Raw genomic sequence first — 13784 nt, 5'->3', positions numbered from 1 at the left:
ACTCTAGCCGCGTCCGCCCTGGGCGAGCTGCCGGTCCAGCCCGGCGCGGATCAGCCCGGCGAAGAGCGGGTGCGCGTTGGTCGGACGGGACTTCAGCTCGGGGTGCGCCTGGGTGGAGACGTAGTAGGGATGCGTCTGCCTGGGCAGCTCCACGAACTCCACCAGGGTGCCGTCCGGGGAGGTGCCGGAGAAGACCAGACCCGCCTCGGTGAGCTGTTCCCGGTAGGTGTTGTTGACCTCGTAGCGGTGCCGGTGGCGTTCGGTGATCTCGGTGCTGCCGTAGGTCTCGGCGACCACGGAGCCCTCGGTCAGCTTCGCCTCGTAGGAGCCCAGGCGCATGGTCCCGCCCAGATCCCCGGCGCCTTCCACGATGGCCTCCTGCTCGGCCATGGTGGCGATCACCGGGTAGGCGGTCTCCGGATCGAACTCGGTGGAGCTGGCCTCGCTCATGCCCAGCACGTTGCGGGCGTATTCGATGACCATGGTCTGCAGACCCAGGCACAGGCCCAGCGCGGGGATGCCGTGGACCCGGGCGTGGCGCAGCGCGCCGATCTTGCCGTCGAGTCCGCGCACGCCGAAGCCGCCGGGGACGCAGATCGCGTCCACGCCCTCCAGGGCCTTGGCCGCACCCTCTTCAGAGGCACATAGGTCAGAGGCGACCCAGCGGATCTTGGTCTTGGCGCTGTGCGCGAATCCACCTGCGCGCAGCGCCTCGGTGACCGAGAGGTAGGCGTCGGGCAGGTCGATGTACTTGCCGACCAGCGCCACCTCGACCTCGTGATCGGGGTGGTGGACCACGTTGAGCAGCTTGGACCACTTCGACCAGTCCACGTCCTTGAACTTCAGGTCCAGGGCCTGGACCACATAGGCGTCGATCGCCTGGCGGTGCAGGATCCGGGGGATGTCGTAGATGCTCGGGGCATCGGCGCAGTTGATGACCGCGTCCTCGACCACGTCGCACATCCGGGAGATCTTGCCGCGGATCTCGGCGGGCAGCTCCCGGTCGCTGCGCAGCACGATCCCGTCGGGCTGGATGCCGATCGAGCGCAGCGCCGCCACGGAGTGCTGTGTCGGCTTGGTCTTCAGCTCCTGGCTGGGCCCGATGTAGGGCACCAGGGAGACGTGGAGGAAGAACACGTTCTGCCGGCCGATGTCCTGGCGGACCTGGCGCGCCGCCTCCAGGAAGGGCTGGGACTCGATGTCACCAACCGTGCCGCCGATCTCGGTGATGATCACATCCGGGGCGTCCTTGCCCTCGGCAGGCAGCCGCATCCGGCGCTTGATCTCGTTGGTGATGTGCGGGATCACCTGGACGGTGTCACCGAGGTAGTCGCCGCGGCGTTCCTTCTCGATGACGGTGGAATAGATCTGACCGGTGGTCACATTGTTGAGCCCGTCGAGGTTCTCATCGAGGAAACGCTCATAGTGCCCGATGTCCAGGTCCGTCTCGGCGCCGTCTTCGGTGACGAAGACCTCTCCGTGCTGGAACGGGTTCATCGTGCCGGGATCCACATTGAGATAGGGATCCAGCTTCTGCATGACCACCGAGAGGCCACGGGCCCGGAGCAGATGCCCCAGCGAGGAGGCGGTCAGACCCTTGCCGAGGGAGGAGACCACACCCCCTGTGACAAAGATCTGTCGACTAGTAGGGAGGCTGTTCTGGTTCCTGGAACTGTTTCTCTGCACCACGGAGTTCGATCCTAACAGTGAACGGGAGCTGGATGTAGTGCCCTGAACGTGAGCTACGGCGCAGCCGCGCCGCTGATGAGCTCGCGAGCGTGGGCGCGGGCGGATTCTGAGTCTTCCTGGCCGGCGAGCATCCGGGCCAGCTCGCTGACCCGCTGCTCCTGGTCCAGAGCGGTGACATCGGAGGCGGTGAAGCCTCCGGAGGCGGAATCGTCGTGCACCGAGGCTTTGAACACCCGGATGTGGTTCTGCGCGTAGGCCGCGACCTGGGGCAGGTGGGTGACCACGATCACCTGCCGGTGTTTGGCCAGCATCGCCAGCCGGCGTCCGATCTGCACGGCGGCCTTGCCACCGACCCCGGCGTCGACCTCGTCGAAGATGAAGGTCTCGGTGTCCGAGCCTTCGGCGAGGACCACCTCCAGAGCCAGCATCACCCGGGAGAGCTCACCGCCGGAGGCTCCCTTGCCCAGCGGCAGCGGGTCGGACCCAGGATGCGGGGCCAGCAGCATCGCCACAGTGTCGGCACCCTCGGGCCCCAGCTCGGGGGTCGCGGTGACCTCGATGACCATCCGGGCGCGCGGCATGGCCAGTGCGGCGAGCTCCTCCCCGACGGCGGCACCGAGCCGCTCCCCCGCCTCAAGACGACGACGACGCAGCTCTTCGGCCTCGGCCCACAGCTGGGTGTGCAGCTGATCGATCTCGGCGCTGAGCTCCTCGATCCGGTCGGTGTCGGACTGAAGGTTGTGCAGCCGGGCGCGGGCATCCGCGGCCCAGGCCAGCACGGCGTCGATGTCTGGGCCGTAGAGCCGGATCAGCCGCTCCAGGTCCGCCCGCCGCTGATGCACCGCGGCCAGACGCTCCGGGCCGGATTCATCCAGGTGCGCCGCGTAGATCCCCAGTTCTGAGGCGGCGTCGTTGAGCAGGCTGGAGACCGAGGAGATCTGTTCCGCGATCTCACCGAGCTCCCGGTCCTCCTCCTGCACGGCGGAGAGCGCGGTGGCGGCGGATTCGACCAGGGCGACCGCGTGCGGAACGTCACCGAGCGCCTCGGCGGCGTCGGGGCCGGAGAGCGCGAGCTGGGCGGCGCGAGCAGCCTCACGCAGGGACTCCACGTTCTCCAGCTTCAGGGACTCCGTCTTGAGCTCATGGTCCTCCCCCGGCAGGGGTTCCACCGCGTCGATCTGCTCCAGGGCGAGCTGGAGCTGCTCGGCTTCCCGGAGTCGTTCGCGTTCGTTGCTGGTGATCTCCTCGAGCTCGGCGACCTTGGCCTGGTAGCCGGCGAACTGCTCCCGGTACGCGGCGAGCTGCGCGCCGAACTCGGCGCCGGCGTAGCGGTCCAGGGACCGCCGCTGAGCGGTGGCTGAGCGCAGCCGCAGCTGGTCACTCTGTCCGTGCACGGTGACCAGGGAGCTGCCGATCTCACCCAGCAGCGCGATCGGCACATTGCGTCCGCTCACGCTGGCTCGGCTGCGGCCCTTGGCGCTGAGCGTGCGGCCCAGCAGCACCTCGACCTCGCCAGCTGTTTCCGGCTGGTCTGCGCCGGGGGCCTGCGACTGGTCCGCGGCGGTGGCTTGCGGCTGATCTGCGGCGGTGGCTTGCGGCTGATCTGCGCCGGAGGAGGCGTCGGGGTCCGCGGCGACCTGCTCCGGGTCCGCCGAGCCCGTGGTCTCAGGGGTCTCCAACCAGGCCCCGGCCTCCCGGGCCAGCTGCACGCAGCGGTGTCCGGCCGGCACGGTGAGTCCGGCGTCGACCACGGCCTGCGGGGCGCCGGAGCGGATCGCCGTGGCTTCCGCGCGGGCACCCAGCAGCAGCCCCAGCGCGGTGACCACCATGGTCTTGCCTGCGCCGGTCTCGCCGGTGACCACGTTGAGTCCGGCGTCCAGTGGCAGCTCGGCGTGTTCGATCACGCCGAGATCGCTGATGGTGACGTAATCGATCACCGCTGTGATGCCTCCCCTTGGTGGACCGTCTCGGAGCTCTCGACCTGGTTGGCGGGGTCTACGGGTCCGCGCCAACCGGTGGTCGGCAGGTTGAACTTGTCCACGAGTCGTTCCGAGAAGGGAGTCTGGTGGACTCGGGCGAGCAGAACCGGCTCGGCGGAGCGGGTGACCTCCACCCGGGAGCCCGGGGGCAGCTCCATGAAGCGTCGGCCGTCGCACCAGAGCACGCCCTGTTCGTCCTCGCGCTGGAGCACCTCCACGGCCATGATCGAGTCCGGGTCCGCGACCAGCGGCCGGGAGAAGAGGGCGTGGGCGGAGATCGGCACCATCACCAATGCTTGGACCTCTGGCCAGACCACCGGTCCGCCGGCGGAGAAGGCGTAGGCGGTGGATCCCGTCGGGGTGGCCATGACGACGCCGTCGCAGCCGAAGGCGGAGACGGGCCGGCCGTCGATCTCGATGATCAGATCGATCATGCGTTCCCGGGACTGCTTCTCGATGCTGGCCTCGTTGAGCGCCCAGCTGCTGCCGACGTGACGTCCGGCGTGCCAGACCTGCACGTCCAGGGCCATGCGGCGCTCCACGGTGTAGTTCTGATCCACCACCCATTGCACCGAGGCGTCGAGCTCGGTGCGCTCCGACTCGGCGAGGAACCCGACGTGGCCCAGGTTGACCCCCATCAGGGGAAGTCCCGCGCCCCGCACCAGGTCCGCGGCGCGCAGGATGGACCCGTCACCGCCGAGCACCATCCCGACCTCGCACCTGGACAGCGGGACGTCACGCTCGGCCACCCCCAGCGGGATGTCGCGCATCCGCTCTCCGATGACATGGCTCAAGGAGGCGATGTCCCGCTCCAGCATCACGGGGCGCAGCCCGGCGCTGTGCAGCCGGTGTGCCACGGTGACAGCCGCGTCCACGGCATCACGCCGACCCGTATGCGCAAGCAGCAGGATCTCTCTGGTCATGGAGCCTCCTTCAGTCGAACTCGACCGAGCCCAGCCTATCGCTCCTGAGCTTCTCTGCTTCGGCGTCGGTGGAGAGAGCATGTTCGCTGCGGCGCAGGTGAAGGAAGAACTCCACGTTCCCGTCCTGGCCGGGCAGCCCGGAGCGGTGGACGTCGACCAGCTGCAGGTGCAGGTGCAGCTCCTGGGCTGCCAGGAGGACCCCTTCCACCGCCTCGCGGCGCTGCATCGGGCTGGAGACCACGCCGGTGCGGCCGAGCCGTTCCCGGCCGACCTCGAACTGGGGCTTGACCATGAGCAGCAGATCGGCATCCGCCGCGGCCTGCCCGGCCAGCGGTGCCAGCACCAGGCGCAGTGAGATGAAGGAGAGGTCCGCGACGATCAGGTCGAAGGGCTCGCCGAGCTCACCTGACCGGAGATGGCGCAGGTTCAGCCCTTCGTGGTTGTGCACCCTCGGGTCAGCGGCCAGGGAGGGGTGCAGCTGGTCATGGCCGACGTCGACGGCGACCACGCTGTCTGCGCCTCGTTCCAGGAGCACCTGGGTGAACCCCCCGGTGGAGGCTCCCGCGTCCAGGCAGCGTCGCCCTTGGACCTGGATCTGCGGGGATGAGGTCAGGGCACCATCGAGCTTGTGCGCGGAGCGACTGACCCAGTGGTCCTGCCCGGACACCACGATGCGCTGCCCTTGTGCCACGGACGTGGAGGCGCGCACCACGACCTTGCCCTCCACGCTGACCTGGCCCTGAGAGATCAGCTGGGCTGCGCGAGTGCGACTGGGGACCAGTCCGCGGGCGACCATGGCCTTGTCCAGTCGCAGCGAGTCACTCATCGTGACTCATCAACGGTTCGTTTCAGCCGCTGGTTGAGTTCCTGGACGAGCGTCTCGGCCTGGGCGATCTCGGATTCCAGCTCGGCGACGCTGAGCTGCGGGGAATCAGAGCTCGGCTGATGCGGCTTATGCCCAGCCGGTGTGTCTTCGACTGGAGTGTCTTCGGCTGAAGTGGGCTCAGGGAGCGCGCCCTGCCGGTGCTGCTCTGCGCTCATGCGTCGGTGTGCTCCTGCAGCGCGTGATGAGTTCCGTCGAAGAGCCGTTTCAGGTCCGCGAGGATCCAGTCCGGTCGCATCGAGCCCTCCGCTTTCCGCGCGGTGGTCTCGGTGTCGATCCCGGTCAGCACCAGTGCGGTGTCGAACCCGGCCCGGTTGCCACCGAGCACATCGGTGTCCAGGCGGTCCCCGATGACCAGCGGGCGCTGCATCTGCAGGGCGGTCGCGGCCTGGGTGAACATGACCGGCTCGGGCTTTCCTGCGGCAACCGGGGACGTCCCGGTGGCGCGTCCCACGGCTTCCACCAGAGCTCCGTTGCCGGGTGCGATGCCGTGTTCTCGGGGGATGCTGAGGTCCAGGTTGGTGGCGAACCACTGGGCGCCGTTGTTCACGGCGTAGGCCGCCTCGGCAAGGTCAGACCATCCCAGCGCCGGGTCGAAGCCCTGGATCACGGCTGCCGGTTCATCGGCTGCCGAGTCCACGACCCGGAAACCGGCCTGCTCCACCAGCGTGCGCAGATACCCGCTGCCGGTGACCAGCACCGTGGCTCCAGGCTGCAGTGCGCCACCGAGCAGGCTGACCCCGGCGGGGGCAGACCCGAAGACCTCTTCGGTGCGTGCCGGGATGCCGAGCTCGGTCAGGTGTGCCGCCACCTGCTCGGCGGAGCGTGAGGCGTTGTTGGTGACATAGCCGCGCCGAACACCGCGCTGCACCAGCTCCTCAACCGCCTGGGCAGCTCCGGGGATGGCGTGTGGACCGGCGTACAGGACCCCGTCGAGGTCGAAGAGCACGCCGTCGTAGGAGTCCAGGAGACTCACGCTCATGCACGGCCCCCACGACGTCGGTCACCGTCACGGCCCTGCTCACGGCCCTGGCCTCTGCCCTTGCCTTGGCCCAGGACATCCTTGACCTTGGGCAGGTCTGCCGGTTCGTCGTCGAAGTCGAAGATCTCGGGGTCCTCGAAGGCGCCGGAGCCCAGCGCGCGTTCAGCGGCGAAGGCCTGCTCGCGCCAACGCTGCGCCTCCTCCTCACGACCGACGGTCTCCAGGGCGGCGGCATAGGCGGTGAACAGCCGTGGTGAGAAGCTGAAGGCGCGGTTGATGTCCAGCTCCGGGACCTCCAGTGCGGAGAGTGCAGACGCATGATCCCCGAGGTCGGAATAGGCACCAGAGACGACCATCGCCATCTCGGCGCGGACCGGACCGGTGAGTGCGGCGACCTCTTCAGACTGGGACAGCTCGATGGCCTTCTCCGGCCGGCCGAGACCACGCTCACAGTCGGCCAGGACGGGCAGGTGGGTCTGATCCCCGCTGATCCGCCGGTAGGTGCGCAGCTCCCGCAGCGCCTCCGCGAAGTCGCCGGCCGCATAGGCGGTCAGGCCCACAGCCTCCCGGACGATTCCAAGTCGACCGCCGCGACGAGACGCGGCCAGAGCATGCTGAAACGCGATCTCCGGGGCGATGTCGACGAGCCGGCCGGCCATCACCAGGTGCTTCGCGACCCAGGGACGGTTCGTGTCATCCAGGGTGCGCAGCTGCAGCAGCGCTGCTCGATCCAGCTCCTTGCCGGTGACATCTTCATCGATCTCGGGAGACCGCATGCGATCGTCGCTGTTGGAGCGGCGGAGGTCACGCGGATTGCGTGCAGGCCGTGGACGGTCGCCGTAGGACTCTTCGTGCATGGGTTTTCTGGTTCTCCTTAGAAGACGTGCGCAGGGTCGTCTCAGGATACCGCCTCGGTGTCGCTGAGAGTCCTGGCGGATATGACGGCACCGTTGCTGTGTGAACCGCGCCGCAGGAAGCCCCGGCGCCGGAGAGACGGGCTCAATGCCGTGTGGTGCCCGGGAAAAGTATCCGGATACAGGTCAAGCCCGGACCCCCGCAGGGGACCGGGCTTGAACCCTCTTTACCAAATAGTGTCCGGCGGCGACCTACTCTCCCACACACTCCAGTGTGCAGTACCATCGGCGCAGTGGGCCTTAGCTTCCGGGTTCGGGATGGGACCGGGCGTTTCCCCCACGCTATGACCGCCGTAACTCTAGAACAACACCTCCTGTTTTCCCACACCACCACACACCCAAACATCTGAGCTCTTGTGGTGGGGTACTCACCGGTGCTGTAAACCTAAACTCACAACAACACTCTTCACTTATCCCCCCCCCACCAGCCCCCCTCATCACACGAGGAAACAGCACACCTGGGGGGTCTGACCTGACCCACACCACCACCAGCCCCTCCCAAAAAGAGAGGACGCCACAGGTGTTGTGGGGTTGTTGGCAGAGAACCGCCTAGTGGACGCGAACACGCAGTGTTCCAATGAAACTCACCGAGCACACTGATAAGTGTGGTGTAAGTGATCGGCTTATTAGTACCAGTCAGCTTCACGCATTGCTGCGCTTCCACATCTGGCCTATCAACCCAGTAGTCTAGCTGGGAGCCTTCACACCAAAAGGTGACGGAGATCTTATCTTGAAGCCGGCTTCCCACTTAGATGCTTTCAGCGGTTATCCATCCCGAACGTAGCTAATCAGCGGTGCACTTGGCAGTACAACTGACACACCAGAGGTTCGTCCGTCCCGGTCCTCTCGTACTAAGGACAGACCTTCTCAAATCTCCTGCGCGCGCAGCGGATAGGGACCGAACTGTCTCACGACGTTCTAAACCCAGCTCGCGTACCGCTTTAATGGGCGAACAGCCCAACCCTTGGGACCAACTCCAGCCCCAGGATGCGACGAGCCGACATCGAGGTGCCAAACCATGCCGTCGATATGGACTCTTGGGCAGGATCAGCCTGTTATCCCCGAGGTACCTTTTATCCGTTGAGCGACGGCCCTTCCACACGGTGCCGCCGGATCACTAGTCCCAACTTTCGTTCCTGCTCGAGCTGCCGCTCTCACAGTCAAGCTCCCTTGTGCACTTACACTCGACACCTGATTGCCAACCAGGCTGAGGGAACCTTTGGGCGCCTCCGTTACTCTTTAGGAGGCAACCGCCCCAGTTAAACTACCCACCAGGCACTGTCCCTGGACCCGATCAGGGCCCGAAGTTAGATGCCTAACAACACCAGAGTGGTATTTCAACGATGACTCCACAACCACTAGCGTGGCCGCTTCACAGTCTCCCACCTATCCTACACAAGTGATGTCAAACACCAATACCAAGCTATAGTAAAGGTCTCGGGGTCTTTCCGTCCTGCTGCGCGTAACGAGCATCTTTACTCGTAGTGCAATTTCGCCGAGTCCACGGTTGAGACAGCGGGGAAGTCGTTACTCCATTCGTGCAGGTCGGAACTTACCCGACAAGGAATTTCGCTACCTTAGGATGGTTATAGTTACCACCGCCGTTTACTGGGGCTTAAATTCAGAGCTTCGCCACAAGGACTAACCCTTCCTCTTAACCTTCCAGCACCGGGCAGGAGTCAGTCCGTATACATCGTCTTACGACTTCGCACGGACCTGTGTTTTTAGTAAACAGTCGCTTCCCCCTGGTCTCTGCGACCACCACCAGCTCACCAAAGCAAGCCTGGATCACCAGGGTGGTCCCCCTTCTCCCGAAGTTACGGGGGTATTTTGCCGAGTTCCTTAACCGTGGTTCTCTCGATCGCCTTAGTATTCTCTACCTGACCACCTGTGTCGGTTATGGGTACGGGCGGTACAAGCCCTCGCGCCGATGCTTTTCTTGGCAGCATAGGATCACTGAATCCCCCACTAAGTGGAGTCCCATCAAGTCTCACCCCTATAACGAGTCCCGGATTTGCCTAGGACTCGGGCTACACTCTTAGACCCAGACAACCATCGCTGGGCTCAGCTACCTTCCTGCGTCACACCTGTTAATACGCTTGGCTCCCCGGTTCAGGTCCTGCGCTCCTCGTACACGTCGATCCCACAAGGGGACCGCTCTAGCACGATTCGGGCAGTTAGTATCACCAGTTCACCATGGGCGGTCTTATACCGGTACGGGAATATCAACCCGTTGTCCATCGACTACGCCTGTCGGCCTCGCCTTAGGTCCCGACTAACCCAGGGCAGATTAGCTTGACCCTGGAACCCTTAGTCATTCGGCGGACACGTTTCTCACGTGTCTTTCGCTACTCATGCCTGCATTCTCACTCGAACACACTCCACAGACGAGCTTACGCTGCTGCTTCACCGCAGTGTTCGACGCTCCCCTACCCATCTAATCCTCAAGGGACTAAATGCCACAGTTTCGGTGGTGTGCTTGAGCCCCGCTAAATTGTCGGCGCGGAATCACTTGACCAGTGAGCTATTACGCACTCTTTCAAGGGTGGCTGCTTCTAAGCCAACCTCCTGGTTGTCTAAGCAACTCCACATCCTTTCCCACTTAGCACACGCTTAGGGACCTTAACTGGTGGTCTGGGCTGTTTCCCTCTCGACCATGAAGCTTATCCCCCACAGTCTCACTGCTGCGCTCTGACTTGACCGGCATTCGGAGTTTAGCTGACGTCAGTAACCTTGTAGGGCCCATCGGCCATCCAGTAGCTCTACCTCCGGCAAGAAACACGCAACGCTGCACCTAAATGCATTTCGGGGAGAACCAGCTATCACGGAGTTTGATTGGCCTTTCACCCCTACCCACAGCTCATCCCCCCAGTTTTCAACCTAGGTGGGTTCGGTCCTCCACGCGCTCTTACACGCGCTTCAACCTGGCCATGGGTAGATCACTCCGCTTCGGGTCTAGACCCAGCGACTAAAAACGCCCTATTCAGACTCGCTTTCGCTACGGCTTCCCCACACGGGTTAACCTCGCCACTGAGCACTAACTCGCAGGCTCATTCTTCAAAAGGCACGCCATCACACCCCTAAAGGATGCTTTGACGGATTGTAGGCACATGGTTTCAGGTACTATTTCACTCCCCTCCCGGGGTACTTTTCACCATTCCCTCACGGTACTGATTCACTATCGGTTAGTAGGTAGTATTTAGGCTTACCAGGTGGTCCTGGCTGATTCACACAAGATTCCTCGAGCCTCGTGCTACTCGGGATACATCTACAGGCCGGCGGAACGCATTACGACTACGGGACTCACACCCTCTACGGCGAAGGACTCAACCTTCTTCGTCTATACGCCCGCACTTCAACCCCAAGGACTGGTAGATCCTCAACGAGATGTCCCACAACCCCGGCCACGCAACCCCTACCAGGTATCACACGCAACCGGTTTAGCCCCATCCGCTTTCGCTCGCCACTACTCACAGAATCACTACATTGTTTTCTCTTCCTGTCGGTACTGAGATGTTTCACTTCCCGACGTTCCCTCCAACCGGTCTATACATTCAACCGGTGGTCACACACCACAACAGCATGCGGGGTTTCCCCATTCGGAAATCCTGGTATCAACGCTCGGTTATCAACTCCACCAGGCTTATCGCAGATTCCCACGTCCTTCATCGGCTCCTACTACCAAGGCATTCACCATGCGCCCTAAAACACTTACGACCATCATCACAGTAGCTGCGATGACACTCACAAAAATAAGTGCTCGACTAAAAATTGACACAAAAAACACTGACCACACCAAACAATGTGATCAGCATGATTCGAGTACTTTCGTTCAATTAAGAACAAAGATGCTCGCGTCCACTATGCAGTTCCCAAACAACAACCCCCACCACCATCACCAACCCCACTTTTGGGGGCCAGCTACCTGAAGCCGAGGGCCAGATCATGAAACAACCATTGTTGTCTCAGGACCCAACAGTGTGCCAAGCACCATGACCACCAGGCACTGACTCTCTTCCCAACCCGACCCCCACACAAGGTGAGGATCAGGCGTACCGGAGCAACCAGCGCCAAGACCATGATGACGATTCGTTGATATTCCACCCTTGAGCAAACCACCAGTCACACGAACGGTGACATCAAGTGGCGGACCCGACTCGGGTCCAGCTCCTTAGAAAGGAGGTGATCCAGCCGCACCTTCCGGTACGGCTACCTTGTTACGACTTAGTCCCAATCGCGAGTCCCACCTTCGACGGCTCCCCCCACAAGGGTTAGGCCACCGGCTTCGGGTGTTACCCACTTTCGTGACTTGACGGGCGGTGTGTACAAGGCCCGGGAACGTATTCACCGCAGCGTTGCTGATCTGCGATTACTAGCGACTCCAACTTCACGAAGTCGAGTTGCAGACTTCGATCCGAACTGAGACCGGCTTTTAGGGATTAGCTCCACCTCACAGTATCGCAACCCATTGTACCGGCCATTGTAGCATGCGTGAAGCCCAAGACATAAGGGGCATGATGATTTGACGTCGTCCCCACCTTCCTCCGAGTTGACCCCGGCAGTCTCCCATGAGTCCCCACCATCACGTGCTGGCAACATAGGATAGGGGTTGCGCTCGTTGCGGGACTTAACCCAACATCTCACGACACGAGCTGACGACAACCATGCACCACCTGTGAACCGACCCCGAAGGGAAACTGCATCTCTGCAGCGGTCCGGTCCATGTCAAGCCTTGGTAAGGTTCTTCGCGTTGCATCGAATTAATCCGCATGCTCCGCCGCTTGTGCGGGCCCCCGTCAATTCCTTTGAGTTTTAGCCTTGCGGCCGTACTCCCCAGGCGGGGCACTTAATGCGTTAGCTACGGCGCGGAAAACGTGGAATGTTCCCCACACCTAGTGCCCAACGTTTACGGCATGGACTACCAGGGTATCTAATCCTGTTCGCTCCCCATGCTTTCGCTCCTCAGCGTCAGTAACAGCCCAGAGACCTGCCTTCGCCATCGGTGTTCCTCCTGATATCTGCGCATTTCACCGCTACACCAGGAATTCCAGTCTCCCCTACTGCACTCTAGTCTGCCCGTACCCACTGCACACCCGGGGTTGAGCCCCGGGCTTTCACAGCAGACGTGACAAACCGCCTACGAGCTCTTTACGCCCAATAATTCCGGATAACGCTCGCGCCCTACGTATTACCGCGGCTGCTGGCACGTAGTTAGCCGGCGCTTCTTCTGCAGGTACCGTCACTTTCGCTTCTTCCCTGCTGAAAGCGGTTTACAACCCGAAGGCCGTCATCCCGCACGCGGCGTCGCTGCATCAGGCTTTCGCCCATTGTGCAATATTCCCCACTGCTGCCTCCCGTAGGAGTCTGGGCCGTGTCTCAGTCCCAGTGTGGCCGGTCACCCTCTCAGGCCGGCTACCCGTCATCGCCTTGGTGAGCCATTACCTCACCAACAAGCTGATAGGCCGCGAGTCCATCCAAAACCGATAAATCTTTCCACCAGCACCCCATGCGAGGACTGGTCGTATCCGGTATTAGACCCAGTTTCCCGGGCTTATCCCAGAGTTAAGGGAAGGTTACTCACGTGATACTCACCCGTTCGCCACTAATCCCACCGTGCAAGCACGGTCTTCATCGTTCGACTTGCATGTGTTAAGCACGCCGCCAGCGTTCATCCTGAGCCAGGATCAAACTCTCCATTAAAAAATTAATAAGAGAAAGCATCCACAACCAACAACAAACAGACCAGACCCTGCCAGAAAAACAAGGCCCTCACGATCCGTTCATCACCAGCCACAGACACCTGTTTAATGAATCCTTGGCTAAATTTGCGATCACTACCACGGGGGTGGTAATGTCACTGTTATAACCAAATAAATAATTTGGTATCAACAAACTTGGCACACTATTGAGTTCTCAAACAACAACCGCTACCGGCACCATCAGGAGTTATGTTTTCCTGAATCGCTCCGAAGCAACTTTGTAAGCTTACCAACAAGCTTCCGCATCGTCAATTCGGCGTTTCCACCGTGTTGACTGACTCGATCCGCATCACGCGGCTGCAGCGAAGATTCGCTGTCTGCCAGACCGTGGTGCTCGTCGTCTGCGCGGTTCTCAACTCTACGTCGTGATCCTCGCTGGCGTCAACTCGAGGTCAACACCAGATGAACACCATAAAAACAGTAGAACGAGAACCCCCTGATCAGTGGTTTCCCTTCGCTGGCGTGGGGCCTGATTGGTCCGAAAACCCAGGCCGCCGAAGCGAGGAACTCACTGGTGGGGGTGAAGCTATGTGGTTATCAAATCCGCTCCGAGTTCCAGCCGGTCTGCCTCTCGGCTTTCCGCTGTGCCCCCGTGAGCACGAGATAGAACTTTACACACGCTCAGACCAGCGCGCAAACCAGATCCGCTGCGACC

General features: G+C 62.3%; 7 protein-coding genes and 3 rRNA genes. All 10 read right to left on the bottom strand.

Features of this window, described 5'->3' with window-relative positions; genetic code table 11:
- Positions 1-3: 3 nt before the first annotated feature.
- The 10 genes from pyrG to HNR24_RS01420 all read right to left on the bottom strand — a co-directional run bounded on the left by pyrG (position 4) and on the right by HNR24_RS01420 (position 13070).
- On the bottom strand, positions 4-1707 hold the full coding sequence (pyrG, locus tag HNR24_RS01465) for a CTP synthase (protein ID WP_058888901.1): 1704 nt from the start codon (positions 1705-1707) through the stop codon (positions 4-6).
- 35 nt (positions 1708-1742) lie between these two features.
- Positions 1743-3626, bottom strand: coding sequence for a DNA repair protein RecN (recN, locus tag HNR24_RS01460; protein WP_310735362.1), 1884 nt, complete (start codon positions 3624-3626; stop codon positions 1743-1745).
- Positions 3623-4591: an NAD kinase gene (locus HNR24_RS01455; protein WP_083504887.1), complete on the bottom strand. Its 969-nt coding sequence runs from the start codon at positions 4589-4591 to the stop codon at positions 3623-3625. Before HNR24_RS01455 ends, recN begins: the two co-directional genes overlap by 4 nt.
- Before the next feature lie 10 nt (positions 4592-4601).
- The gene (locus tag HNR24_RS01450) at positions 4602-5417 is read right to left on the bottom strand and encodes a TlyA family RNA methyltransferase (protein ID WP_182494789.1); all 816 of its coding nucleotides are present in this window, start codon (positions 5415-5417) and stop codon (positions 4602-4604) included.
- Complete coding sequence (locus HNR24_RS01445) at positions 5414-5632, bottom strand: hypothetical protein (protein ID WP_182494788.1); 219 nt, start codon at positions 5630-5632, stop codon at positions 5414-5416. The genes HNR24_RS01450 and HNR24_RS01445 overlap by 4 nt, the downstream gene beginning before the upstream one ends.
- Positions 5629-6456 carry an HAD-IIA family hydrolase gene (locus HNR24_RS01440; protein WP_182494787.1) on the bottom strand — a complete coding sequence of 276 codons (828 nt, stop codon included), beginning with the start codon at positions 6454-6456 and terminating at the stop codon, positions 5629-5631. Before HNR24_RS01440 ends, HNR24_RS01445 begins: the two co-directional genes overlap by 4 nt.
- Positions 6453-7313 (bottom strand): tetratricopeptide repeat protein, encoded by an 861-nt coding sequence (locus tag HNR24_RS01435; RefSeq protein ID WP_182494786.1) that lies wholly within the window; start codon positions 7311-7313, stop codon positions 6453-6455. The genes HNR24_RS01440 and HNR24_RS01435 overlap by 4 nt, the downstream gene beginning before the upstream one ends.
- 236 nt (positions 7314-7549) lie before the next feature.
- Positions 7550-7666, bottom strand: a 5S ribosomal RNA gene (gene rrf, locus HNR24_RS01430).
- A gap of 310 nt (positions 7667-7976) precedes the next feature.
- A 23S ribosomal RNA gene (locus HNR24_RS01425) occupies positions 7977-11087 on the bottom strand.
- A gap of 458 nt (positions 11088-11545) precedes the next feature.
- Positions 11546-13070: ribosomal RNA gene (locus HNR24_RS01420) — 16S ribosomal RNA — on the bottom strand.
- Together the 16S, 23S and 5S rRNA genes form the textbook arrangement of a ribosomal RNA operon.
- Positions 13071-13784 lie beyond the last annotated feature (714 nt).

The sequence above is a fragment of the Nesterenkonia sandarakina genome (genome assembly GCF_014138825.1).
Taxonomy (GTDB): domain Bacteria; phylum Actinomycetota; class Actinomycetes; order Actinomycetales; family Micrococcaceae; genus Nesterenkonia; species Nesterenkonia sandarakina.
The sequence above is the reverse complement of the archived record's forward strand: the minus strand, read 5'-3'. Positions and strand labels throughout refer to the sequence as shown.